This is a genomic window from Streptomyces sp. NPDC024687 (genome assembly GCF_055559055.1).
The window spans coordinates 266,692-291,220 of record NZ_JBVHLJ010000001.1; the positions used below are offsets into that span (position 1 = coordinate 266,692).

Below are 24,529 nucleotides of genomic sequence, written 5' to 3' on the forward strand. Positions count from 1 at the left end.
GGACCCGCCGTACGTGCTCGTTTCAGTAGCCCGGACGGGGCGCGTGGCGGCGTGGTTCTGCATGGGGCTCGTGAAATGCGGCAACCCCGCTGCCTGCGGGCATGTACCCTACGTGTCGCACCAGACGGGGTGTGGCGCAGCTTGGTAGCGCGTCCGCTTTGGGAGCGGAAGGCCGTGGGTTCAAATCCCGCCACCCCGACCACCTGCGCGATCAGTCGCGTGACCGAGTCCGTGATCGCCTTTGGGGCGTGTCGCCGCTGCCGTTACTATGCAAGCTGCACGCCCGTGTGCCTCTCCATTCCAGAAGATCCTCCGGGCGGCGATCCGCCGGAGCCGCTCTGGCCCCGGCAGAATCCGAGAAGTCAGCCACAAGGAGACCGAACCGTGAAGAGCGCCGTGGAGACCCTGAACCCGACTCGGGTTCGGCTCAGCATCGAGGTGCCCTTCGAGGAGCTCAAGGACAGCCTCGACGCGGCGTACAAGAAGATCAACCAGCAGGTCACGGTGAAGGGCTTCCGCAAGGGCAAGATCCCGGCGCGCGTCATCGACCAGCGGTTCGGCCGCGGTGCGGTCCTCGAGGAGGCGGTCAACGACGCGCTTCCGAAGTTCTACACCGAGGCGGTCAACGAGGCCGAGATCGACGTCCTGGGCCAGCCCGAGGTCGACATCACCGAGCTGAAGGACGGCGAGACGCTGAACTTCACCGCCGAGGTCGACGTCCGCCCCGCCATCGAGATCCCGGACTACTCCGGCATCGAGGTCGAGGTCGACGCGGTCGAGGTCAGCGACGAGGACGTCGAGAAGGCCGTGACCGAGCTGCGTGAGCGCTTCGCGTCGACCTCCCCGGTCGAGCGGGCCGCCGAGGACGGCGACGTCGTGACCGTCGACCTGGAGGCCAAGGTCGAGGGCGAGGTGCTGGAGGACGGCGTCGCGAGCGGCGTCTCATACACCATCGGCTCCGGCGAGCTGCTGGACGGCATCGACGACGCCGTGAAGGGCCTGGAGGCCGGTGGCGAGGCCACCTTCACCTCCGAGCTCAAGGGCGGCACCGCGGCCGGCAAGGAGGCCGAGGTCACCGTCAAGGTCACCCAGGTCGCCGCCCGCGAACTGCCTGAGCTGGACGACGAGTTCGCGCAGCTCGCCTCCGAGTTCGACACCCTCGACGAGCTGAAGGCCGACAGCCGCAAGCGCCTCGAGAACATGAAGCAGTACGACCAGGCCACCCAGGCCCAGGAGCGCGTCCTGGAGAAGCTCCTGGAGCTCGTCGAGGTGCCCGTCCCCGAGAAGCTCCTCGAGGACGAGATCAACACCCGCAAGCACAACCTGGAGCACCACCAGCTCGGCCAGATGGGCCTCGACCTCGAGAAGTACCTCGAGATCCAGGGCAAGACGGCCGAGGAGTTCGACACCGAGACCAAGGAAGCCGCGGTCAAGGGCATCAAGACCCAGTTCGTGCTCGACGAGCTCGTCAAGCGCGAGAAGCTGAACGTCAACCAGGAGGAGCTCACCGAGCACCTCATGCGCCGTGCCGCTTCCTCCGGCATGTCCCCCGACCAGTTCGCCCAGGCGGTCGTCGAGGGCGGTCAGGTCCCGCTCCTCGTCGGCGAGGTCGCCCGCGGCAAGGCCCTGGCCGTCGTGGTCGAGGCCGCCACGGTCAAGGACACCAACGGCGAGGTCGTCGACCTGGACGACGACGAGGACGAGACGGCCGAGACCGTCGAGGCCGTCGAGGCCGCGTCCGAGGAGACCCCGGCCGAGGCCGAGGAGAAGACCGAGGGCTGAGCCCACGGCACCTCGGACGTCGCTCGAACGTCGTAGGAAGGGCCCCGGAGACCATGTCTCCGGGGCCCTTCCCGCATGGACCGGGGGGACACGGCCGGGGGTGCGGAGAACAGCGCGGCGGGTCACGGATCGCGCGCGCCCGGCCCCGAACCGGCGATACCACGGCGCTACGCCCCCGGCGAACACCCCCCTTACCGGGATTCCCCGAGGGGACCAGCGCGTTAGGGTCCATGAGTACCAGGGCAGGGAAGTCCCTCGAACTGCCCAGCCCCCGGACGGGAACACGTAAGACGGCCCGGTGCCGTCGTAAGACGAGCAGGTGGATACGTGACGAATCTGATGCCCTCCGCCGCCGGCGACCCCTCCATCGGTGGTGGCCTCGGTGACCAGGTCTACAACCGGCTGCTCGGCGAGCGGATCATCTTCCTCGGCCAGGCGGTCGACGACGACATCGCCAACAAGATCACCGCGCAGCTGCTGCTCCTTGCCGCTGACCCGGAAAAGGACATCTACCTCTACATCAACAGCCCCGGCGGATCGATCACCGCGGGCATGGCGATCTACGACACCATGCAGTACATCAAGAACGACGTGGTGACCATCGCCATGGGTCTCGCGGCCTCGATGGGCCAGTTCCTGCTCAGCGCGGGCACCCCCGGCAAGCGCTTCGCGCTGCCGAACGCCGAGATCCTGATCCACCAGCCGTCCGCCGGCCTCGCCGGTTCGGCCTCGGACATCAAGATCCACGCCGAGCGGCTGCTGCACACCAAGAAGCGCATGGCCGAGCTCACCTCGCAGCACACCGGCCAGAGCATCGAGCAGATCACCCGCGACTCGGACCGCGACCGCTGGTTCGACGCGCACGAGGCCAAGGAGTACGGCCTCATCGACGACGTGATCGCCACGGCCGCCGGCATGCCGGGCGGCGGCGGCACCGGGGCCTGAGCCCCATGCGGGGCCACAACGCCCCCGCACAGCCCCTCAGCCGACCGCCTAAGCCCCTAGGAGACAGACAGTGAACGACTTCCCCGGCAGCGGCCTCTACGCCCGCACCGAGGCCGAGTACACCGGCCCGCGTGCCGAGTCCCGCTATGTGATCCCCCGCTTCGTCGAGCGCACCTCGCAGGGCGTCCGCGAGTACGACCCGTACGCGAAGCTGTTCGAGGAGCGCGTGATCTTCCTCGGCGTGCAGATCGACGACGCCTCCGCCAACGACGTCATGGCGCAGCTGCTGTGCCTGGAGTCGATGGACCCCGACCGGGACATCTCGGTCTACATCAACAGCCCCGGCGGCTCCTTCACGGCGCTCACGGCCATCTACGACACGATGCAGTTCGTGAAGCCGGACGTCCAGACGGTCTGCATGGGTCAGGCGGCCTCCGCCGCCGCGATCCTGCTGGCCGCCGGTACGCCCGGCAAGCGCATGGCACTGCCCAACGCGCGCGTGCTGATCCACCAGCCCTACAGCGAGACCGGCCGCGGTCAGGTCTCCGACCTGGAAATCGCCGCCAACGAAATCCTCCGGATGCGCGCGCAGCTGGAAGACCTGCTGGCCAAGCACTCCACCACGCCGATCGAGAAGATCCGCGAGGACATCGAGCGCGACAAGATCCTCACGGCCGACGACGCCCTGGCGTACGGTCTGATCGACCAGATCATCTCCACCCGGAAGATGAACAACGCCGCCGTCCGCTGACGCGGACCCGTAGGATATGCCGCCCCTTGGCACAGCGCACGTCGAAGTGAACCCTGCCAAGGGGGGCCCGAACGGGGGGCCCGGCAAGGTACCGTCGGACATAAGGCAGCACCAGGAGCCGCTGGACCTAGGCGTCTCCCAGGCGAAGGGGAAGCACACCGTGGCACGCATCGGTGACGGCGGCGATCTGCTCAAGTGCTCGTTCTGCGGCAAGAGCCAGAAGCAGGTCAAGAAGCTCATCGCAGGGCCTGGTGTGTACATCTGCGACGAGTGCATCGACCTCTGCAACGAGATCATCGAGGAGGAACTCGCGGAGACGAGCGAGGTGCGCTGGGAGGAACTCCCCAAGCCCCGCGAGATCTACGAGTTCCTGGAGGGCTACGTGGTGGGCCAGGAGCAGGCCAAGAAGGCCCTCTCCGTGGCGGTGTACAACCACTACAAGCGCGTCCAGGCCGGCGAGAACGGCGGCGGCAGCAGCCGTGACGACGCGATCGAGCTGGCGAAGTCCAACATCCTCCTGCTGGGCCCCACGGGTTCCGGCAAGACGCTCCTCGCCCAGACCCTCGCCCGCATGCTCAACGTCCCGTTCGCGATCGCCGACGCGACCGCGCTCACCGAGGCGGGCTACGTCGGCGAGGACGTCGAGAACATCCTGTTGAAGCTGATCCAGGCGGCCGACTACGACGTCAAGAAGGCCGAGACCGGGATCATCTACATCGACGAGATCGACAAGGTCGCGCGGAAGAGTGAAAACCCGTCGATCACGCGCGATGTGAGCGGCGAGGGCGTGCAGCAGGCCCTGCTGAAGATCCTTGAGGGCACCACGGCCTCCGTGCCGCCGCAGGGCGGACGCAAGCACCCGCACCAGGAGTTCATCCAGATCGACACGACGAACGTCCTGTTCATCGTGGGCGGTGCCTTCGCGGGCCTGGAGAAGCTCATTGAGTCCCGGGCGGGCGCCAAGGGCATCGGCTTCGGCGCGACGATCCGCTCCAAGCGCGAGCTCGAGGCCAAGGACCAGTTCGAGGACGTCATGCCCGAGGACCTGGTCAAGTTCGGCATGATCCCCGAGTTCATCGGCCGCCTTCCCGTCATCACCTCCGTCCACAACCTGGACCGGGAAGCCCTCCTCCAGATCCTGGTCGAGCCGCGCAACGCGCTGGTGAAGCAGTACCAGCGCCTCTTCGAACTCGACGGCGTGGAGCTGGACTTCGAGCGCGAGGCCCTGGAGGCCATCGCCGACCAGGCCATCCTCCGCCAGACCGGCGCGCGCGGCCTGCGCGCCATCATGGAAGAGGTCCTGCAGGGCGTCATGTACGAGATCCCGTCCCGCAAGGACGTGGCCCGTGTCGTCATCACGGCGGACGTCGTCCACTCCAACGTCAACCCGACGCTCATCCCCCGGGATGCCCGCGGGCGGGGCCCGGGGGAGCAGAAGACGGCGTAGCCAAGTTTCCGAGGGGGCATCCGACGATCCAGGTCGGGTGCCCCCTCGGCGTATGTCTCAGTCGATCTGTACTGGGATCAAGCCAGACTCACGACTCGCCCCTTATGTCATGGGCATGGTTTTGATTGCATTATTGCCGCCAGGGGTGACCGCCCTGCGACGCAAGACAAACGGAGGGGCAAGCGTGAGGATGAAACGAGCGTTGGCGGCAGCCGGATTGACTGCGGCGGCGGTAGTAATGCCGGTCACGGTGGCGGCGCCGGCACAGGCCAGCGCGGCGGACTGCCGGAACTATCTGGCGAGCCAGGGCTACATCGTCGGACCAAAGGTCAAGGAGGCTTGTGCGCAGACCGGGATCACCGGCTATCAGGGCTGTGTCCAGAGGCTTTTGAACGTTGGCGTTCGCTCCGAGCATGCGCTCATCGCATGCAGCAAGCGCTGATCTCGACTCCGGACAACTGACCGACGGGTCCCGGTCGACCACTGGCCGGGACCCGTCGCCGGTGTCGCGTCCGTCAGGCCTTGACGCGCACGTCGTTGCGGACCTTGGCGGTCAGTTCGGCAGCCTCCGTCATCGTGGTGCTCTTGCCCTCGGTCAGGGCGGCCATGTCGTACGCGAAGACGTAGGTGACCGTGCTGTGGTCACCCCAGATGCACACCGGCATGGTCAGGGTCGTGCCGGACTCGGTGGTCTTGATCTCCTGGCACTTCATGACGCCGTTCTCGAAGCCCGCGGGCGTGAACTTCTGGGGGCTGCCCACGAACGTCCCCGAGCCGGAGTCCTTCGAGGAGCCCTCCTTGGCCTGGGCGAACATCGAGTCGACGACCTTCTCCGGGTCGTCGATCGTGCCGTACACCCCGGCGATCATCAGGGACTTGGTGCTCAGACCCGTGCCCGAGGAGTAGGTCGCGCTGACGTCCTTGGCGCCCTTGACGCCCCACGACTCGGCGTCCTTGACGTCGCTGTCGCTCAGCGCACCGAGCCCGTCGCCGCTGCCCTTCTTGTACTCCCCGCCGAGGATCGTCGCCGGTGCCGCCAGCTTGTGCGCCCCGTCGTCGTTGATGTCCGAACCGCCGCCGGACCCGCCCCCGGCGAACACGAGGGAGGCGCCGACCGCGATCGCGGCGACGACCACCACCGCGCCGACGATGAGGCCGATCTTCTTCCCCTTGCCGCCGCCGGCCGGGGGCGGCTGCGGGACGCCGTAGGGGGCCTGACCGTAAGGCGGCTGCTGGCCGTACGGGGCCTGCTGGCCGTAGGGGGCCTGCGGCTGGCCGTACGGCGGAGTCTGCGGCGGCACCCCGCCCTGCTGCGGATAGCCGTAACCGGGCTGCTGCGGCTGCTGTCCGGGCTGCTGCGGATACCCGTAACCCGGCTGCTGGGGCTGCGGGGCCTGCTGGGGGTAGCCGTAGCCGGGCTGGGGCTGGCCCTGCGGAGCCTGCGGCGGCTGGCCGTAGGGGCCCGGCTGGCCGTACGGCCCGGGCTGCGGCGGCTGCCCGGGCTGCTGGGGCTGCCCGTACGGGCCCGGCTGGTTGTGACTCATCCCTGGGTTCCCCTCCAGATACTTATGTGTTCCCGACATCCTGGCTCAGGCACCGGCGGCGCACCGCATCGGGGCCCCCACCGTTACAGAACAAACGCGTTTCGGGACACGCCCGCGACACCCCTAAACTGACCCCGTGACCGAGAACGCTCAGCAGCAGCCCACAGCGCCCAGCACCGAACTGCCGACCCAGTACGCGCCGGCCGAGGTAGAGGGGACGCTGTACGAGCGCTGGGTGGAGAAGGGTTACTTCACCGCCGACGCGAAGAGCGACAAGCCGCCGTACACCATCGTCATCCCGCCGCCGAACGTCACCGGTTCGCTGCACCTGGGCCACGCCTTCCAGCACACGCTGATGGACGCGCTGACCCGCCGCAAGCGCATGCAGGGCTACGAGGCGCTGTGGCTGCCGGGCATGGACCACGCCGGTATCGCGACCCAGAACAAGGTCGAGCAGCAGCTCGCCGAGGAGGGCAAGTCCCGCCACGACCTGGGCCGCGAGGAGTTCGTCGAGCGCGTCTGGCAGTGGAAGGAGGAGTACGGCGGCCGGATCCTCGGCCAGATGCGGCGCCTCGGTGACGGCGTCGACTGGAGCCGTGAGCGCTTCACGATGGACGAGGGCCTGTCCAAGGCCGTCCTCACCATCTTCAAGCGGCTCTACGAGGACGAGCTGATCTACCGCGCCGAGCGCATCATCAACTGGTGCCCGCGCTGTCTGACGGCCATCTCCGACATCGAGGTGGAATACCAGGAGGACGCGGGCGAGTTGGTCTCCATCCGCTACGGCGAGGGCGAGGACAGCCTCGTCGTCGCGACCACGCGCGCGGAGACGATGCTCGGTGACACGGCCGTCGCCGTCCACCCCGACGACGAGCGGTACCAGCACCTCATCGGCAAGCAGATCAAGCTCCCGCTGACCGACCGCACCATCCCGGTCGTCGCCGACACCCACGTCGACCCCGAGTTCGGCACGGGCGCGGTCAAGGTGACCCCGGCGCACGACCCGAACGACTTCGAGATCGGCCGACGCCACGACCTGCCGTCCCTGACGATCATGGACGAGCACGGCGTCATCACCGTCCACGGCCCCTTCGTCGGCCTGGACCGCTACGAGGCCCGCTCGGCCGTCGTCGGCGCCCTCAAGGAGCAGGGCCGCATCGTCGCCGAGAAGCGCCCGTACATGCACTCCGTCGGCCACTGCTCGCGCTGCAAGACCACGGTCGAGCCCCGCCTGTCCCTGCAGTGGTGGGTCAAGGTCGGCCCGCTCGCCAAGGCCGCCGGTGACGCGGTCCGCGACGGCCGCGTCAAGATCCACCCTGAGGACATGTCGAAGCGCTACTTCGACTGGGTCGACAACATGCACGACTGGTGCATCTCGCGCCAGCTGTGGTGGGGCCACCGCATCCCGATCTGGTACGGCCCCGACGGCGAGGTCGTCTGCGTCGGCCCCGACGAGGAGCCGCCCACCGGTGAGGGCTGGACCCAGGACTCCGACGTCCTGGACACCTGGTTCTCCTCCGGCCTGTGGCCGTTCTCCACACTCGGCTGGCCCGAACAGACCGAGGACCTGCGGAAGTTCTATCCGACCGACGTCCTGCTCACCGGCCACGACATCATCTTCTTCTGGGTCGCCCGGATGATGATGTTCGGCCTCTACGCCATGGACGGCCAGGCCCCCTTCCACACCATCGCGCTGACCGGCCTGGTCCGCGACGAGTTCGGCAAGAAGATGTCGAAGTCGAACCCCAACGCGGTCGACCCGCTGGTCTGGATGGACGCCTACGGCTCCGACGCCGTCCGCTTCACCCTCGCCAACGGTGCCAACCCCGGCGCGGACGTGCCGATCGGCGAGGACTGGGTCAAGGCCTCCCGGAACTTCACCAACAAGCTCTGGAACGCCACCCGCTTCGCCCTCATGAACGGCGCCACGGTCGAGGGCCCGCTGCCGGACGCCTCCGAGATGTCGGCGACGGACCGCTGGATCCTGTCCCGCCTCAACACCACGCTCGCCCAGGTCGACGCGTACTACGACGACTACCAGTTCGCCAAACTCGCCGACGCGCTCTACCACTTCGCGTGGGACGAGGTCTTCGACTGGTACGTCGAGCTGTCGAAGACGACCTTCTTCGCGGGCGGCGAGCAGGCCAGGGTCTCAGGCCGGGTCCTGGGCGAGGTCCTCGACGTGACGCTGCGGCTGCTGCACCCGGTCATCCCGTTCGTGACGGACGCCCTGTGGACCACCCTGACCGGCGGCGAGTCCCTGGTCGTCGGCGAGTGGCCGGCCGACAGCGGCTTCCGCGACAAGGACGCCGAGCTCGAGATCGCGCTGGTCCAGCGGGTCGTCACCGAGGTCCGCCGGTTCCGCAAGGACCAGGGACTCAAGGACGGCCAGAAGGTCCCGGCCCGCCTGGAGCTCACCGGCACCGACCTCGCCCCGCACGAGGCCGCCATCCGCCAGCTCCTGCGCCTCCAGCCGGAGGGTGAGACCTTCGCGGCCACGGCGACCCTCCCGGTGGCCGGTGCCACGGTCGCCCTCGACCTGTCCGGCACGATCGACGTGGCGGCGGAACGCAAGCGCCTCGCGAAGGACCTGGCGGCGGCCGAGAAGGAGAAGGCCCAGGCCAACGCCAAGCTCGGCAACGAGGCGTTCCTCGCGAAGGCCCCGGACAACGTGGTGGACAAGATCCGCGGCCGGCTGGCCAAGGCGGACGAGGACATCACGAGGATCAAGGCCCAGCTGGAAGGCCTGCCTCAGGCGTAGGGCTTCATAGGGCCCGGGGTCTTCTGGACTCCGGGCCCTGCGTCTACCCGGCCGCTCCCGAAGCTCAGCCACCCCACTCCGTGGGCGCACTGTCACTCGCCCTCCGTAGACTGACCCCGTGAGTGACACCGACCCCTTCGACGAGATCGTCGCCGCCGAGACCGACCGTGACCCCGACCTCGCGGTCATCGAGGCCGGCAGCCGCACCCTGCGCACCCAGGGCGCCCCGCCGGAGGCCGACGTGCCCGGACGCCCTGAGGACCCGGAGGTCGACAAGGCCCTGCGCAAGGTCGAGGCGGAGCTCGCCGGCCGCTGGGGCGAGACCAAGCTGGAGCCCTCGGTCAGCCGTATCGCCGCCCTGATGGACCTGTTGGGCGAGCCGCAGCGGTCGTACCCCTCGATCCACATCACGGGGACGAACGGCAAGACCTCCACGGCCCGCATGATCGAGGCCCTCCTCGGCGCCTTCGAACTGCGCACGGGCCGCTACACCAGCCCCCACGTCCAGTCGGTCACCGAGCGCATCAGCCTGGACGGCGCGCCGATCTCGGCCGAGCGGTTCATCGAGACGTACGACGACATCAAGCCGTACATCGAGATGGTCGACGGTCAGCAGCCGTACCGGCTGTCCTTCTTCGAGGTGCTGACCGGCATGGCGTACGCCGCCTTCGCGGACGCGCCTGTCGACGTGGCCGTCGTCGAGGTCGGGATGGGCGGCTCCTGGGACGCCACCAACGTCATCGACGGCGATGTCGCCGTGATCACGCCCATCGATCTGGACCACACCGACCGGCTCGGCGAGACGCCCGGTGAGATCGCCGTCGAGAAGTCCGGGATCATCAAGCAGGACGCGGCCGTCATCATGGCCCAGCAGTCGGTGGACGCGGCGCAGGTCCTGCTGAAGAAGGCCGTCGAGGTGGACGCGACCGTCGCGCGCGAGGGGCTGGAGTTCGGGGTCGTCTCCCGGCAGGTCGCCGTCGGCGGGCAGCTGGTGACCCTGCGCGGTCTCGGCGGTGAGTACGAAGAGGTGTATCTGCCGCTGCACGGCCCCTATCAGGCACACAACGCGGCCGTGGCGCTCGCCGCCGTGGAGGCGTTCTTCGGGGTGGGTGCCCAGCGCCCGGACCCGCTCGACATCGACACCGTCCGCAAGGCCTTCGCGGCCGTCTCCTCCCCGGGCCGCCTCGAAGTCGTACGGCGTTCCCCGACCGTCGTCCTGGACGCCGCCCACAACCCGGCGGGCGCCCGCGCGACGGCCGAGGCGGTCGGCGAGGCCTTCGACTTCAGCCGGCTCATCGGTGTGGTGGGCGCGAGCGGCGACAAGAACGTACGGGGACTCCTGGAGGCCTTCGAGCCGATCCTCGCCGAGGTCGTGATCACGCAGAACTCCAGCCACCGCGCGATGGACGCCGACGAGCTCGCCGCGATCGCCGTCGAGGTGTTCGGCGAGGAGCGTGTCCAGGTGGAACCGCGGCTGCCGGACGCCCTGGAGGAGGCGATCACGCTGGCCGAGGAGGACGGCGAGTTCGCGGGCGGCGGTGTGCTGGTCACCGGCTCGGTCATCACGGTCGGCGAGGCCCGGCTGCTGCTGGGAAGGGGCTGAGCCGCGGCCATGCGTACGCTCTGTGCATCGACTCTGATCGGCGAGTTGTTCGTCATCGGCTTCGCCGGACTCGTCGCGATGAAGGACCCCGACCTGGCCACGTCCACGGTGTGGACGGTCAGCGGCATCGCCATGTTCCTGTGCCTCGCGCTGTGCGGGATGGTGACCCGGCCCGGCGGCGTCGCCCTCGGCTGGGCGCTCCAGATCACCCTGATCGCCTCCGGCTTCGTGATCCCGACCATGTTCTTCATGGGCGCGATCTTCGCGGCGCTGTGGTGGGCCTCCGTGCACTACGGCCGGAAGATCGACGAGGCGAAGGCGAGATTCGCCGCTCAGGCGGACCAAGCCGGCCCGGCGCACTCCACTACACCTGACGCTGTGTGACGAACGTACCGACACGCCCTGTAATCTCGTCTCACCGCATATGTCAGCAGGTTAGGAGCCCCTCGTGAGCCAGCGCACCCTCGTCCTCCTCAAGCCCGACGCAGTCCGTCGTGGCCTGACAGGCGAGATCATCAGCCGTATCGAGCGCAAGGCCGGCTGGCAGATCACCGCGCTGGAGCTGCGCACCCTGGACCAGGACACGCTGGAGCAGCACTACGGCGAGCACAAGGGCAAGCCCTTCTACGAGCCGTTGGTGGAGTTCATGGCCTCCGGTCCGGTCGTCGCGCTGATCGTCGAGGGCGAGCGGGTCATCGAGGGCGTCCGCGCGCTCGCCGGCCCGACCGACCCGATCGCCGCCGCGCCCGGCTCTATCCGTGGCGACTTCGGTGTCATCGTCCGCGAGAACCTGATCCACGCGAGCGACTCGGAGGAGTCCGCCGAGCGCGAGGTGAAGATCTTCTTCCCCGGGCGCGCATAGTCCGGCGCGTAGTCCGGCGCGTAGGTTTCGTGGCATTTTCTGACAGGGTGTCAGTTCACCCGACTGTCTGACCTGGGGCGGCCGTACGTTTTCGGCCGTCCTCCGGCATATGCGTGCCGATCGGGGGAACGCGTGCCCCCTATGGACCGTCTCCACAAGCGAGGCGGCGTTCGATCTGCTGACAATGGCGAAGACCCTCGCGCGGTGTTCGTGCAGGCGCGTCTACGATGGAAGCCTTCACGTCACAGCACCCACTTCGCCGACCTGAAAAGCCCTCAAAAGCTCCCAGGAAGGCCAGACGAATCCTGATGGGGAACTCAATGTCGTTCATCGGCCGTGACATGGCTGTCGACCTCGGGACCGCCAACACGCTGGTGTACGTCAGGGGTCGCGGGATCGTACTCAACGAGCCGTCCGTCGTCGCGATCAACACGAACACCGGTGGAATCCTCGCTGTAGGCGCCGAAGCGAAGAAGATGATCGGGCGGACCCCCGGCAACATCGTTGCCGTGCGGCCGCTGAAGGACGGCGTGATCGCCGACTTCGAGATCACCGAGCGGATGCTGCGCTACTTCATCCTGAAGATCCACAAGCGGCGGTATCTCGCCAGGCCGCGCGTCGTCGTGTGTGTCCCCTCGGGCATCACCGGCGTCGAGCGCCGCGCCGTCATCGAGGCGTCGTCCCAGGCCGGCGCCCGCCAGGTGCACATCATCGAGGAGCCCATGGCGGCCGCCATCGGCTCCGGCCTGCCGGTCCACGAGGCCACGGGCAACATGGTGGTGGACATCGGCGGCGGCACCACGGAGGTCGCGGTCATCTCGCTCGGCGGCATCGTCACCGCCCAGTCCATCCGCGTCGCGGGCGACGAGCTGGACAACGCGATCATCCAGCACATCAAGAAGGAGTACTCCCTCCTCCTCGGTGAGCGGACGGCCGAACAGATCAAGATCACGATCGGCTCGGCCTACGACCTCGACAACGACGAACACACCGAGATCCGCGGCCGGGACCTCGTCTCCGGGCTGCCCAAGACCGTGGTCATCTCGGCCGCCGAGGTCCGCAAGGCGATCGAGGAACCCGTCAACGCCATCGTCGACGCGGTCAAGACGACCCTCGACAAGTGCCCGCCGGAGCTCTCCGGCGACATCATGGACCGCGGCATCGTCCTCACCGGCGGCGGCGCCCTGCTGCGCGGGCTCGACGAGCGGCTGCGCCGGGAGACCGGCATGCCGATCCACATCGCCGAGGACCCGCTGGACAGCGTGGCGCTGGGCTCCGGAAAGTGCGTCGAGGAATTCGAGGCGCTCCAGCAGGTGCTGGACGCCCAGCCGCGCAGATGACGTAACTCTTCGATTCCGCCGTACGAGATGATCTCCTCTCGTGCGGCGGATCGTTGATATCGAGGCATAAGCTCCCACAAACGCAACTCCAATGAGAAGGGCACGGCCGCCGCACGTGAGGGACACACGAGAGAGCCGGCTGCTCCTGGTGCTGCTGATCGCCGTCGCGTTCGCGCTGATCACGGTGGACATCCGCGGCGGGGAGGACTCGCCGGTCGACGGTGCCCGCCAAGGCGCGGCCGCCGTGTTCGGCCCCATCGAGAACGGTGTGTCCGCCGCGGTCGACCCGGTCGGCAACGCTGTCTCCGCCGTCCGCGACTCCGGCGAGCGGCACGACCGGCTCGCCGAGCTGACGAAGGAGAACGCCGCCCTCAAGGCGCGACTCGGCAGCGACGACCGCAACTCCAGCCGCCTCAAGCAGCTCGACAAGATGCTGAAGATCGCCGGCGAGGGACAGTACGGCATCAAGGGCGCCGAGGTCATCGCCATAGGAGCGGCCCAGGGCTTCTCCTGGACCATCACCATCGACGTCGGCGTCAACGACGGCATCCGGCGCGACATGACCGTCCTCAACGGTGACGGACTGGTCGGACGCGTCACCACCGTCGGCCCCAACACCGCCACCGTGCTCCTGGCCAACGACCCCGACTTCACCGTCGGCACCCGCATGGAGTCCACCGACGAACTCGGCTTCGCCTCCGGCCAGGGCGACCGCCCGCTGCGCGTCGAACTCCTCAACGGCAAGGCCGAGATCAAGAAGGGCGACCGCCTGGTCACCTTCGGCTCGCAGGCCGACAAGCCGTTCGTGCCCGGCGTCCCGGTCGGCGTGGTCTCCCGCGTCGACCCCTCCGGCGGCGACCTCACCCGCACCGTCTATGTCACGCCGTACGTCAGCTTCACCAAGCTCGACATCGTCGGCGTCGTCGTCCAGACCCCGAAGAAGGACCCGCGCGACACGGTGCTGCCCGCCAAACGGAAACCGACGCCCACGCCGACCGTGACGGTCACCGTCACCCCGTCCGCCAATGCGCCGGTCGACGGCGAGATCCAGCAAGAGCAGTAGGAGCTGTAGTCATGCGTGTCAACCGGATCCTGCTGTCCTCCGCCCTGATCGTGGTCGCCCTGGTGATCCAGGTGAGCGTCCTCGCCCGCCTGCACCTCCCGGGCGCCGTCCCCGACCTACTGCTCCTCACCGTCCTCGGCCTCGCGCTGGTCTACGGCCATGTCGGCGGCGCTCTCGTCGGCTTCGCCGCCGGTCTCCTCGCCGACCTCGCCCCGCCCGCCGACCATGCCGCCGGCCGCTACGCCCTGGTGCTCTGCGTCATCGGCTACCTCGCCGGCCTCGCCAAACCGGAGAACGGCAGACTCAAGTCGGCCACCGGCCCCATGGTCGTCGTGGTCGCCGCCGCCATCGGCACCACCCTGCTGTACGCCGGTGTCGGCGCCCTCGTCGGCGACACCGCCGCCCGTCATGTCGGCCTGCCCAGCCTGCTGTTCACCGCCGCCCTGTACGACCTGCTGCTCGCCCCGTTCGTCGTGCCCGGCATCATGGCGCTCGCCCGGCGCGCCGACAACGACCCGCTCGCCGAGGCCGGTTCCTCGGCCAAGTCGGCGGACATCTCCTCGGGCTGGCTCTCCTCGGGCACGGGCCTGAAGATCGGCGGCCAGCGCGGCGGCCTCGCCGGCCTGAAGACCAGGGCGCGGACCCGTACCGCGCGGGTGGGCCGCATCAAGGGGGTCAAGCGGCTGTGACCCCACGCGAGTCGGCGGCCCGCGTTCACAGGTTCGCCGTATATGACACGTACACACACTGAGAGGGGGCGGCAGCCACAGTGACCAACGCCCACCCGTCTCCCACCACCACCCTCAAAGGGATGGGCTTCGCCCATGACTAACATTCCGGAGACCGGACGGACCCCACGGGTCCAGATCCGACTCGTCGTCATCCAGATCCTGGTGCTGTCCCTCCTCGGCACCCTCGGCGGCCGCCTCTGGTACCTCCAGATCCGGGAGGGCGACGCGTACGCCAAGGAAGCCTCCGGCAACCACGTCCAGCAGGTCGTCGACCCCGCCGTACGCGGCTCGATCCTGGACGCCCGCGGAGTGCCCCTGGCGGACAACGAGACCCGCCTGGTGGTCTCCGCCTCCCGCACCGACCTGCTGAAGATGAAGGACGACGGCAAGGCCGTCCTCGCCAAGCTGGCCAAGGTCCTCGGCATGTCCGCCAAGGACGTCATGCTCAAGGTCCGGCTCTGCGACGCCAAGACGCCCCAGCCCTGCTGGAACGGCTCGCCCTACCAGCCGATCCCCATCACCGACGAGGCCACCCCCAAGCAGGCCCTGCAGATCCGCGAGCGCGCCGAGGACTTCCCCGGCATCAGCGCCGAGCCGCAGGCCGTGCGCCGCTACGCCGCCCCCGGCAAGGCCAACACCGCCCAGGTTCTCGGCTACCTCTCCCCGGTCACCGACGAGGAGATCACCAAGGCCCAGAACACCGACTCGCCCTACCTGCGCTCCGACCAGGTCGGCCGCTCAGGTCTCGAGCGCCAGTACGACAAGGCACTGCGCGGCAAGGCCGGCGTGACCCGCTACGAGGTCGACAACCTCGGCCGTGTCATCGGCGAGGCCGAGGCCGACGAGGCCCAGCCCGGCGCCAACCTCGTCACCAGCATCGACGCCCGCGTTCAGCGAGTCGCCGAGTACGAGCTGAACCAGGCGATGAAGATCGCCCGCAAGCAGTTCGACAAGATCACCGGCGAGAACTACAAGGCCGACTCGGGCGCTGTCGTCGTGATGGAGGCCAAGACCGGCCGGATCGTGGCGATGGCGTCCGCCCCGACCTACGACCCGAACGTCTGGGTCGGCGGAATCTCCGCCAAGGACTACAAGAAGCTCACCGGCAAGGGTTCCGACTACCCGCTGCTCAATAGGGCCATACAGGGTCAGTCCGCACCCGGTTCGACGTTCAAGGTCGTCTCCACGGCCGCCGCGGTCGAGGCCGGCTACGAGTGGGACGGCGGCTACCCCTGCACCAGCTCCTACTCGGTGGGCGGCCAGGTCTTCAAGAACTTCGAGGGGGAGAGCTTCGGCCCGATCTCGCTCGGCCGCGCCCTGGAGGTCTCCTGCGACACCGTCTTCTACGGCCTCGCCGACCGGGAGTGGAAGAAGGACGGCGGCATCAACCCCAAGAAGGGTGAGCCGAAGGACTACTTCTACAAGGCCGCCCACCAGTTCGGCCTCGGCAAGGAGACCGGCATCGACCTCCCCAACGAGGTCACCGGCCGCGTCCCCGACCGCCAGTGGAAGGAGTCGTACTGGAAGGCCAACAAGGACGCCTGGTGCAGGACCGGCAAGAAGGACGGCAGCTACGTCGAGAAGATCGCGTACGAGAACTGCCTCGAAGGCAACAAGATGCGCGAGGGTGACTCCATCAACTACTCCATCGGTCAGGGCGACACCCTCGTCACCCCGATCCAGGAGGCCAGGATCTACGGGGCGCTCGCCAACGGCGGGACCATATACCAGCCGAGCATCGGCAAGGCGATCATCAGCGCCGACGGCAGGACCGTCCAGGAGATCAAGCCCAGGGCGACCGGGAAGCTTCCGGTCAGCAAGGCCACCCTCAAGGGCATGGACACCGCCCTGGAAGGCGTCGTCACCCGCGGTACGGCCGCCTGGAAGTTCGGCGGCTGGCCGCAGGACAAGATCCCGCTGCACGCCAAGACCGGCACCGCCGAGGTCTACGGCAAGCAGACGACGTCCTGGCTGGCCACGTACTCCAAGGACTACACGGTCGTCATGACGATCGCCCAGGCCGGTACCGGCTCCGGCGCCTCGGGTGAGGCCGTGCGCCACATCTACAACGCCATGTACGGCGTCGCGGCCGACGGCACCATCGACAAGAAGAACGCGCTGCTGCCCACGCCCGAGAAGAGCCTGCCGAAGGTGCAGACGGACGGGACCATCAAGTCCCCGAAGATCTCCAAGGACCCGGCCAAGGACCAGCGGGCGAGCCAGGAGGCCGCGCCCGAGCCCGACGGGACACAGCAGGGCGCGACCGTGAACACGCCGGCCAACGGGAACCGTGACACCCGAAGGCGGCGCCGCAGGAGGGGACGCCGGAGGATGCTCACATGACCGGGGCGAACAGCTTCCAGGTCTCCGGGTACGGCCCCGCGCGCGCGGGCTGGACCCGGCTGCTGGCCCGCGACTCGCTCGCCCGCCGGCTGGACTGGCCGATACTGTTCTCGGCCCTCGCCCTGTCCATGATCGGTTCGGTCCTGGTCTTCTCGGCGACCCGCAACCGCACCGAGATCAACCAGGGCGACCCGTACTACTTCCTGATCCGGCACCTCATGAACACCGGCATCGGGTTCGCCCTGATGATCGGCGTGGTGTGGGTCGGCCACCGCACCCTGCGCACCGCCGTGCCCCTGCTCTACGGCGTCTCGCTCACCCTCATCCTGCTGGTCCTGACCCCGCTGGGCTCCACGGTCAACGGCGCCCACTCCTGGATCGTGCTCGGCGGCGGCTTCTCGCTCCAGCCCTCGGAGTTCGTGAAGATCACGATCATCCTCGGCATGGCGATGCTGCTGGCGGCCCGGGTCGACGCGGGCGACAAGCCCTACCCCGACCACCGCACGGTGCTCCAGGCCCTGGGCCTGGCCGCCGTCCCGATGCTGATCGTGATGCTCATGCCCGACCTCGGGTCGGTCATGGTCATGGTCATCATCGTGCTCGGTCTGCTGCTCGCCTCCGGCGCCTCCAACCGCTGGGTCTTCGGACTGCTGGGCGCGGGCACGCTCGGAGCGGTCGCGGTGTGGCAGCTCGGGGTGCTGGACGAGTACCAGATCGCCCGCTTCGCCGCCTTCGCCAACCCGAGCCTCGACCCGGCGGGCGTCGGCTACAACACCAACCAGGCCCGGATCGCCATCGGTTCGGGCGGACTGACGGGCGCGGGGCTCTTCCACGGTTCGCAGACCACGGGCCAGTTCGTCCCCGAGCAGCAGACCGACTTCGTCTTCACCGTCGCCGGCGAGGAACTGGGCTTCCTCGGCGCGGGCCTGATCATCGTCCTGCTCGGGGTCGTGCTGTGGCGGGCCTGCCGCATTGCCCGCGAGACGACCGAGCTGTACGGCACGATCGTGGCTGCCGGGATCGTCGCCTGGTTCGCCTTCCAGGCCTTCGAGAACATCGGCATGACCCTCGGGATCATGCCGGTCACCGGTCTGCCGCTGCCGTTCGTGTCGTACGGCGGATCGTCGATGTTCGCGGTGTGGGTGGCCATAGGGCTGCTGCAGTCGATCAAGGTGCAGCGGCCGATGTCGGCGTAGGCGGGGTGGGCCGGGTGGCCGCGGCCCCTGCCGGATACGGGGGCCGAGCACTAGATTTGAATCATGGCGGACACCAAGCGGGAGATCGAACGCAAGTATGAGTCCGACGACAGCGGCCTGCCCGATCTGACCAAGGTCGCCGGGGTCGAGACCGTCGTCGACAAGGGTGTCGCCCAGTTGGACGCCACCTACTACGACACACCCGACGAACGCCTCATGGCGTCCTCGATCACCCTGCGCCGCCGCACGGGTGGATCGGACGCCGGCTGGCATCTGAAGTTCCCCGTCTCCGAGGGCGTGCGCGACGAGATCCGGGCCCCGCTCTCCGACGCCCTCCCCGACGAACTCGCCGCCCTGGTCCGCTCCCGCGTCCGGGACGTCGAGCTGCTGCCCGTGGTCCGGCTCCGCTCGGACCGCGACGTGCGCCACCTCCTCGACGCGGGGGGCCGGCTCCTCGCCGAGGCCAGCGTCGACTCCGTGCACGCCGAGCGGCTCAGCGGCGGCGTCGGTGAGGCCCAGTGGACCGAGATCGAGGTGGAACTCGCCGACGGCGGCGACCCGGTCTTCCTCGACAAGGTGGACAAGCGCCTGCGCAAGGCAGGCGTACGGCCCTCAGGGTCCTCCTCGAAGCTGGCCCGGGCCCTCGCGGAGACCGCGCCCAAGAAGAAGAGCCCCGTCACCGGGGACCCGGTGACCGCGGGCGACCACGTCCTCGCGTACGTCCGCACCCAGCGGGACGCGATCGTCGCACTCGACCCGGCCGTCCGCCAGGACGCCGAGGACTCCGTGCACGGCATGCGCGTCGCCACCCGCCGACTGCGCAGCACTCTCAAGTCGTACGGCAAGGTCCTCGACCGTGCCGTCACCGACCCGATCGGCGACGAGCTGAAGTGGCTCGCCGGCGAACTGGGCGTGGACCGGGACCGCGAGGTGCTCAGCGGGCGCCTGTCGGCCGCCCTCGAGGAGGTGCCCGGGGCCCTGGTCTCCGGGCCCGTGGGCGAACGCCTCAGCGCCTGGTCGGGGGCCCGGCCCGGCGGGGCGAGCGCGCGGCTGATCGGAGTGCTCGACTCCCGGCGATACCTCGCCCTGCTCGACACCCTCGACGCGCTGATCGCCGACCCGCCGCTGCTCAAGGCGGCCGGGAAGAAGCCCCACAAGGTGATCGCCAAGGCCGTACGGAAGGACTTCCGCAAGGTCGCCGGGCTCGTCGGGCACGCTCTGGAGCTGGAGCCCGGCACCGACCGCGATGTCGCGATCCACGAGGCCCGCAAGAGGACCAAGCGCACCCGCTATGCGGCGGAGGCGGCCCGCCCGGCCCTCGGCAAGCCGGCCAAGACCATGGTCAAGTCCCTGAAGGCGCTTCAGAACCTGCTGGGGGAGCACCAGGACAGCGTGATGGCCCGGCAGACCTTGCGCGAGCTGTCCGCGGTCGCCCATGCGGGCGGGGAGAGCGCCTTCACGTACGGCCTGCTGTACGGGCGCGAGGAGCGGCGGGCGGCGGCGGTGGAGGCGGAGCTGCCCGGGTTCTGGGACGGGGTCAAGGGGGCGGCGGACGCCCTGTGATCTTTCGGGCGTACGGGGGGTGGCCGTGGCCGCGTTAGGCTAGATGGTCACCCCTGTCCGTCCATGGAAGTGCGAGATGTCAGCCGAAACCGCAGTGTCGGTGTTCCCGCAGCTCGAAGCTCTGCTCCCGCATGTGCAGAAGCCGATCCAGTACGTCGGCGGTGAGCTCAACTCCACCGTCAAGCCGTGGGAGTCCTGCGATGTCCGCTGGGCACTGATGTACCCGGACGCGTACGAGGTGGGGCTGCCCAACCAGGGCGTCATGATCCTCTACGAGGTCCTGAACGAGCAGGAGGGCGTCCTCGCCGAGCGCACCTACAGCGTGTGGCCGGACCTGGAGGCGCTGATGCGCGAGCACCGGGTCCCGCAGTTCACGGTGGACAGCCACCGGCCCGTGGGTGCCTTCGACGTGTTCGGCCTGTCCTTCTCCACCGAGCTGGGCTACACCAACATGCTCACGGCCCTTGACCTGGCGGGCATCCCGCTGGAGTCCAAGGACCGTACGCTCGACGACCCGATCGTGCTGGCCGGCGGCCACGCGGCCTTCAACCCCGAGCCGATCGCGGACTTCATCGACGCGGCGATCATCGGCGACGGCGAGCAGGCCGTGCTCGACATGACGAAGATCATCCGAGAGTGGAAGGCGGAGGGCCGGCCGGGTGGCCGCGAAGAGGTCCTCTTCCGCCTCGCGAAGACGGGCTCGGTCTACATCCCGGCGTTCTACGACGTCGAGTACCTCCCGGACGGCCGTATCGCCCGCGTGGTCCCCAACAAGTCGGGCGTCCCGTGGCGCGTGTCCAAGCACACGGTCATGGACCTCGACGAGTGGCCGTACCCCAAGCAGCCCCTGGTCCCGCTGGCGGAAACAGTCCACGAACGCATGTCCGTGGAGATCTTCCGGGGCTGCACCCGAGGGTGCCGCTTCTGCCAGGCGGGCATGATCACCCGCCCGGTCCGCGAGCGCTCCATCACGGGCATCGGCGACATGGTGGAGAAGGGCCTGAAGGCGACGGGCTTCGAGGAGGTGGGCCTCCTCTCGCTGTCCTCGGCGGACCACTCGGAGATCGGCGACATCGCGAAGGGCCTGGCGGACCGGTACGAGGAGGACAAGATCGGCCTGTCCCTCCCCTCCACCCGCGTGGACGCCTTCAACGTCGACCTGGCGAACGAACTGACCCGCAACGGCCGCCGTTCGGGCCTGACCTTCGCCCCCGAGGGCGGCTCGGAGCGCATGCGCAAGGTCATCAACAAGATGGTGTCCGAGGAAGACCTCATCCGTACGGTCTCGACGGCGTACGGCAACGGCTGGCGCCAGGTGAAGCTGTACTTCATGTGCGGCCTGCCGACGGAGACGGACGAGGACGTCCTCCAGATCGCGGACATGGCGACGAAGGTGATCGCCGAGGGCCGCAAGGTCTCCGGCCAGAACGACATCCGCTGCACGGTCTCCATCGGCGGCTTCGTCCCCAAGCCCCACACCCCCTTCCAGTGGGCCCCGCAGCTCTCCGCGGAGGAGACGGACGCCCGCCTGCAGAAGCTCCGCGACAAGATCCGCGGCGACAAGAAGTACGGCCGCTCGATCGGCTTCCGCTACCACGACGGCAAGCCGGGCATCGTCGAGGGTCTCCTGTCCCGCGGTGACCGCCGCATCGGCGCCGTGATCCGCGCCGTCTACGAGGACGGCGGCCGCTTCGACGGCTGGCGCGAGCACTTCTCCTACGACCGCTGGATGGCCTGCGCCGACAAGACGCTGCCCGCCTTCGGCGTGGACGTCGACTGGTACACCACCCGCGAGAAGACCTACGAGGAAGTCCTCCCCTGGGACCACCTCGACTCCGGCCTCGACAAGGACTGGCTCTGGGAGGACTGGCAGGACGCCCTCGACGAGACAGAGGTCGAGGACTGCCGGTGGACGCCTTGCTTCGACTGCGGGGTGTGTCCGCAACTGGACACCCACATCCAGATCGGACCGACGGGCAAGAAGCTGTTGCCCCTGACGGTCAAGAACGCGGGGACCCCTGCCGCGAGTGGGCACTCGCACTGAGGTGAGTGACGCCGAGGCCCCCTTCCTGCGCGGGAGGGGGCCTCGGCCGTCCATTGCGGGGTGCGGTGGGTCCGAGGGATTGCGGGCCCGCGAGAACCCCGTACTCGGCGGCTGTCGCCTGAGTGGCTGCTCTCGGTTCGCGAGATGCCTCCTGGCTTCCTAGCGTGGCGATATCCGCTACGGAGGAGACGCCATGACAGCGAGTGAGCCGTCTGAGGGCGGTCCTCGGCAGTGGACATCGCCCCCTGGGCCACCCCGGAAGAAGCGACGGGGCCGTGGCTGTCTCTGGGGCTGTGCCGGCGCCCTGGCCGCAGTGGCCGTCATCGTCATTGTTGCGCTGGTGATCGCGTCGGGGGACAACGATGAGAGCACCAGCCCTGCGCCCAGTACGAGCCTCACTGCGAAGACCCAGCAGAGGCAGACACGGGAAGCCGCGAAGGAGCGGGCCGACCTCATCAGCTTCCAACTCGACGACCGCTCGCAAGCCGGTATCACCGACATCTGGCTCGTTTGGACGATCAAGAACAGCAGCAGCGAGAAGTCCGACTACTCCTGGGACTGGGAGGCGGTCGATGCCGACGGCACTCGCGTCGAGAACAGTTCGGAGCTGGAGTCCGATGTGCAACCCGGCCAGACGGCTCGGGGCGAGTTCTTCACGACACTCAAGAGCGTGGAGGGCCTCAAGCTCAACGTCACCAGCTTCGACCGGACTGCCAGCTACTGAGCTGAGGCTTCGGCTAGGGGAGTTGAGGCTTGAAGGGGTGGAGCATGTCGTGGCCCGGCTGGACGAGGCCGTAGCTGCTCTCGGGTACTGCGTTCCAGGCGCCGGGCAGGTCGCCCAGGGGCTCGGAGACGACGAGGCGGGTCTCGTCCCCGACCTCTTGGAGGAACTCGGCGTCCGGGTGGAGCGCGCGCAGGGACTCCACCTGGGTGCTGTAGAACAGGGACCGCGACGAGCCCTCACTGGAGTAGCGGAAGGCCCAGAGGCGGTCACCGTCGGAGAGGGCGATGGTCATCTGGAGGGGGTGGGGGACGCCGTGTCTGCGGCCCGTCTCCTCGACCAAACCGGCCATGCGGGCCACGGCACCCGGCGGGTCCTCGGTGAGACCGAACGTCAGGGCCAGGTAGAACATCAGCTCGGAGTCGGTGGAACCCTCCATCTCCGGGTAGAGGGCCGGGTCGACGGCCAGGGCCAGGTCACGTCGGAGCAGATGGAAGTCGTTGATCATGCCGTTGTGCATCCACAGCCAGCGCTCCCTTCGGAAGGGATGGCAGTTGGTCTGCTGGACGGCTGTTCCGGTCGTCGCCCTGATGTGGGCGAAGAACAGACCCGACCTGACGTGGTGAGCGACTTCCTGCAGGTTCCGGTTGTTCCACGCGGGGCCCACGTCCCGTAGCACCGCCGGTGTGGTGAGCTCCTGCGCGTACCAGCCGATGCCGAAGCCGTCACCGTTGGTGGTCTCCACTCCCATACGGGAGTGCAGGCTCTGGTCGATCAGATTGTGGCGAGGCTCGAACAGGACGCGGCTGAGCAGGACGGGTGTGCCTGAGTAGGCGATCCAACGGCACATGTGCGCACTCACCTTCCTCGTACGAAGGGCGGCGTCACTCCTGCCTTCAGTATGGACCGACCGGGCGAGGAGAGCAGGACGTGGAGGGTCCGCGGCGCCCCGCCCGGGTTCGGGCTCAGCGCCCGTCGGCCGACTTCGGGCCGTAGAGCGCCGCGATGTCCTTCGACGTGGCCCAGCGGCTGTAGGTGGGGGACTGGGGCCAGCCGTCCGGGGAGTCCTGCCATTCCTCCTGACGGCCGTAGGGGAGGAGGTCGATCAGGGCGAAGGTGTGGCTCAGTTGCTCGGTGCCGCGGCCGTTGGTGTGCCAGGTGCGGTAGACGGTGTCGCCGTCGCGCAGGAAGACGTTGACCGCGAATCCTCCGTCGGGCGGGGCGCCGACGTCGGCTCCGAAGGGGCTGTTCGCGGTCGAGTACCACGGCATCCTGTTGCCGACCCGCTCCTTGTAGGCGAGGGCTTCCCCGATCGGGCCCCGGGTGACGACGACGAACCGGGCGTCGTAGTTGTCCAGGAACTCCAGGCGGGTGTATTGCGAGGTGAAGCCGGTGCAGCCCGGGCACTGCCACTCCTGGCCGGCGGACCACATGTGGTGGTAGACGATCAGTTGCCGCGTGCCCTCGAAGACGTCCGCCAGCCGTACGGGGCCGTCCTCGCCCTCCAGTGTGCAGTCGGGCATCTCGACCATCGGCAGGCGACGGCGCTCGGCCGCGATGGCGTCGAGTTCCCGCGTCGCGGCCTTCTCCCGGGCTCGCAGTTCCCCGAGCCGGTGCTCCCACGTCGCGGCGTCGACGACGGGAGGCAGTGCTTGTGCGGTCATGGGTCCCCTCACAGAGTGAGTGCGTACGCGACTTTCGCTTCTGCAGAGGGCAGACCTCGTCGGGCTTCAGAACTCATCGGTCGAGGGAGAGGGAGAGCTGGAAGGGGGCGAGCTGGAAGGGGGCCAGGGGGAGGGTTGCCCATGGTGTGGCCCCCGGCCCTCTCCCTCC

At 68.7% G+C, this 24,529-nt stretch carries 20 protein-coding genes and 1 tRNA gene; 18 read left to right on the forward strand and 3 right to left on the reverse strand.

All coding sequences use genetic code 11. From position 1 onward, the window contains the following. Window positions 1–125: 125 nt before the first annotated feature. From ACZ39I_RS01220 to ACZ39I_RS01245, 6 genes are all read left to right on the forward strand, one after another. Window positions 126–202: transfer RNA gene (locus ACZ39I_RS01220), tRNA-Pro, on the forward strand. Between the two features lie 182 nt (window positions 203–384). Continuing rightward, window positions 385–1,782, forward strand: coding sequence for a trigger factor (tig, locus tag ACZ39I_RS01225; RefSeq protein WP_467241566.1), 1,398 nt, complete (start codon window positions 385–387; stop codon window positions 1,780–1,782). A gap of 339 nt (window positions 1,783–2,121) precedes the next feature. Then, a complete protein-coding gene (locus ACZ39I_RS01230) occupies window positions 2,122–2,727 on the forward strand; it encodes an ATP-dependent Clp protease proteolytic subunit (RefSeq protein WP_352384376.1) in 606 nt (201 codons plus the stop codon). Window positions 2,728–2,797: 70 nt separating this feature from the next. Then, a complete protein-coding gene (locus tag ACZ39I_RS01235; protein ID WP_352383943.1) occupies window positions 2,798–3,478 on the forward strand; it encodes an ATP-dependent Clp protease proteolytic subunit in 681 nt (226 codons plus the stop codon). 160 nt (window positions 3,479–3,638) lie between these two features. Further along, the gene (clpX, locus tag ACZ39I_RS01240; protein WP_389991338.1) at window positions 3,639–4,925 is read left to right on the forward strand and encodes an ATP-dependent Clp protease ATP-binding subunit ClpX; all 1,287 of its coding nucleotides are present in this window, start codon (window positions 3,639–3,641) and stop codon (window positions 4,923–4,925) included. A 109-nt stretch (window positions 4,926–5,034) separates the two neighbouring features. Next, window positions 5,035–5,367, forward strand: a complete 333-nt coding sequence (locus tag ACZ39I_RS01245) for a hypothetical protein (RefSeq protein WP_467241568.1) — start codon at window positions 5,035–5,037, stop codon at window positions 5,365–5,367. A gap of 73 nt (window positions 5,368–5,440) precedes the next feature. Here the strand turns inward: ACZ39I_RS01245 and ACZ39I_RS01250 are convergent, their stop codons facing one another. Next, entirely contained in the window at window positions 5,441–6,469 is a 1,029-nt protein-coding gene (locus ACZ39I_RS01250) for a hypothetical protein (RefSeq protein WP_467241570.1), read from the reverse strand. Between the two features lie 136 nt (window positions 6,470–6,605). On the opposite strand from ACZ39I_RS01250, the gene ACZ39I_RS01255 reads away from it, so the two are divergent. From ACZ39I_RS01255 to ACZ39I_RS01310, 12 genes are all read left to right on the forward strand, one after another. After that, entirely contained in the window at window positions 6,606–9,230 is a 2,625-nt protein-coding gene (locus ACZ39I_RS01255; protein ID WP_467241572.1) for a valine--tRNA ligase, read from the forward strand. 118 nt (window positions 9,231–9,348) lie between these two features. Beyond that, window positions 9,349–10,833, forward strand: a complete 1,485-nt coding sequence (gene folC / locus ACZ39I_RS01260; protein WP_467241574.1) for a bifunctional tetrahydrofolate synthase/dihydrofolate synthase — start codon at window positions 9,349–9,351, stop codon at window positions 10,831–10,833. Window positions 10,834–10,842: 9 nt separating this feature from the next. Beyond that, on the forward strand, window positions 10,843–11,217 hold the full coding sequence (locus ACZ39I_RS01265; protein ID WP_467241576.1) for a DUF4233 domain-containing protein: 375 nt from the start codon (window positions 10,843–10,845) through the stop codon (window positions 11,215–11,217). Window positions 11,218–11,281: 64 nt separating this feature from the next. Further along, entirely contained in the window at window positions 11,282–11,695 is a 414-nt protein-coding gene (gene ndk, locus ACZ39I_RS01270) for a nucleoside-diphosphate kinase (RefSeq protein ID WP_059205347.1), read from the forward strand. Window positions 11,696–12,015: 320 nt separating this feature from the next. Beyond that, complete coding sequence (locus ACZ39I_RS01275; protein ID WP_352383933.1) at window positions 12,016–13,035, forward strand: rod shape-determining protein; 1,020 nt, start codon at window positions 12,016–12,018, stop codon at window positions 13,033–13,035. A 115-nt stretch (window positions 13,036–13,150) separates the two neighbouring features. Further along, window positions 13,151–14,098: a rod shape-determining protein MreC gene (mreC, locus tag ACZ39I_RS01280; RefSeq protein ID WP_467241578.1), complete on the forward strand. Its 948-nt coding sequence runs from the start codon at window positions 13,151–13,153 to the stop codon at window positions 14,096–14,098. 11 nt (window positions 14,099–14,109) lie between these two features. Then, on the forward strand, window positions 14,110–14,787 hold the full coding sequence (gene mreD, locus ACZ39I_RS01285) for a rod shape-determining protein MreD (protein WP_467241580.1): 678 nt from the start codon (window positions 14,110–14,112) through the stop codon (window positions 14,785–14,787). A gap of 135 nt (window positions 14,788–14,922) precedes the next feature. Continuing rightward, window positions 14,923–17,172, forward strand: a complete 2,250-nt coding sequence (gene mrdA, locus ACZ39I_RS01290) for a penicillin-binding protein 2 (RefSeq protein ID WP_467241582.1) — start codon at window positions 14,923–14,925, stop codon at window positions 17,170–17,172. Beyond that, window positions 17,169–18,368, forward strand: coding sequence for a rod shape-determining protein RodA (gene rodA, locus ACZ39I_RS01295; RefSeq protein WP_467241584.1), 1,200 nt, complete (start codon window positions 17,169–17,171; stop codon window positions 18,366–18,368). Before mrdA ends, rodA begins: the two co-directional genes overlap by 4 nt. A 63-nt stretch (window positions 18,369–18,431) precedes the next feature. Then, entirely contained in the window at window positions 18,432–19,931 is a 1,500-nt protein-coding gene (locus ACZ39I_RS01300; RefSeq protein WP_467241586.1) for a CYTH and CHAD domain-containing protein, read from the forward strand. 76 nt (window positions 19,932–20,007) lie between these two features. Next, window positions 20,008–21,975, forward strand: coding sequence for a TIGR03960 family B12-binding radical SAM protein (locus ACZ39I_RS01305; protein WP_467241588.1), 1,968 nt, complete (start codon window positions 20,008–20,010; stop codon window positions 21,973–21,975). A 313-nt stretch (window positions 21,976–22,288) separates the two neighbouring features. Beyond that, window positions 22,289–22,699: a hypothetical protein gene (locus tag ACZ39I_RS01310; protein WP_467241590.1), complete on the forward strand. Its 411-nt coding sequence runs from the start codon at window positions 22,289–22,291 to the stop codon at window positions 22,697–22,699. Window positions 22,700–22,712: 13 nt separating this feature from the next. Here the strand turns inward: ACZ39I_RS01310 and ACZ39I_RS01315 are convergent, their stop codons facing one another. Continuing rightward, on the reverse strand, window positions 22,713–23,546 hold the full coding sequence (locus tag ACZ39I_RS01315) for a class II glutamine amidotransferase (protein ID WP_467241591.1): 834 nt from the start codon (window positions 23,544–23,546) through the stop codon (window positions 22,713–22,715). A gap of 115 nt (window positions 23,547–23,661) precedes the next feature. Further along, on the reverse strand, window positions 23,662–24,360 hold the full coding sequence (locus ACZ39I_RS01320) for a DUF899 domain-containing protein (protein ID WP_467241593.1): 699 nt from the start codon (window positions 24,358–24,360) through the stop codon (window positions 23,662–23,664). Between the last annotated feature and the right edge of the window lie 169 nt (window positions 24,361–24,529).

What these genes read in the sequence shown, in the direction of transcription:
- ACZ39I_RS01230 (WP_352384376.1), top strand. Translation starts at nt 2,122, where the DNA reads ATGCCCTCCGCCGCCGGCGACCCCTCCATCGGTGGTGGCCTCGGTGAC.
- ACZ39I_RS01245 (WP_467241568.1), top strand. Translation starts at nt 5,035, where the DNA reads ATGGGCATGGTTTTGATTGCATTATTGCCGCCAGGGGTGACCGCCCTG.
- ACZ39I_RS01250 (WP_467241570.1), bottom strand. Translation starts at nt 6,469, where the DNA reads ATGAGTCACAACCAGCCGGGCCCGTACGGGCAGCCCCAGCAGCCCGGG.
- ACZ39I_RS01265 (WP_467241576.1), top strand. Translation starts at nt 10,843, where the DNA reads ATGCGTACGCTCTGTGCATCGACTCTGATCGGCGAGTTGTTCGTCATC.
- ACZ39I_RS01275 (WP_352383933.1), top strand. Translation starts at nt 12,016, where the DNA reads ATGTCGTTCATCGGCCGTGACATGGCTGTCGACCTCGGGACCGCCAAC.
- mreD (WP_467241580.1), top strand. Translation starts at nt 14,110, where the DNA reads ATGCGTGTCAACCGGATCCTGCTGTCCTCCGCCCTGATCGTGGTCGCC.
- mrdA (WP_467241582.1), top strand. Translation starts at nt 14,923, where the DNA reads ATGACTAACATTCCGGAGACCGGACGGACCCCACGGGTCCAGATCCGA.
- rodA (WP_467241584.1), top strand. Translation starts at nt 17,169, where the DNA reads ATGACCGGGGCGAACAGCTTCCAGGTCTCCGGGTACGGCCCCGCGCGC.
- ACZ39I_RS01300 (WP_467241586.1), top strand. Translation starts at nt 18,432, where the DNA reads ATGGCGGACACCAAGCGGGAGATCGAACGCAAGTATGAGTCCGACGAC.
- ACZ39I_RS01305 (WP_467241588.1), top strand. Translation starts at nt 20,008, where the DNA reads ATGTCAGCCGAAACCGCAGTGTCGGTGTTCCCGCAGCTCGAAGCTCTG.
- ACZ39I_RS01315 (WP_467241591.1), bottom strand. Translation starts at nt 23,546, where the DNA reads ATGTGCCGTTGGATCGCCTACTCAGGCACACCCGTCCTGCTCAGCCGC.
- ACZ39I_RS01320 (WP_467241593.1), bottom strand. Translation starts at nt 24,360, where the DNA reads ATGACCGCACAAGCACTGCCTCCCGTCGTCGACGCCGCGACGTGGGAG.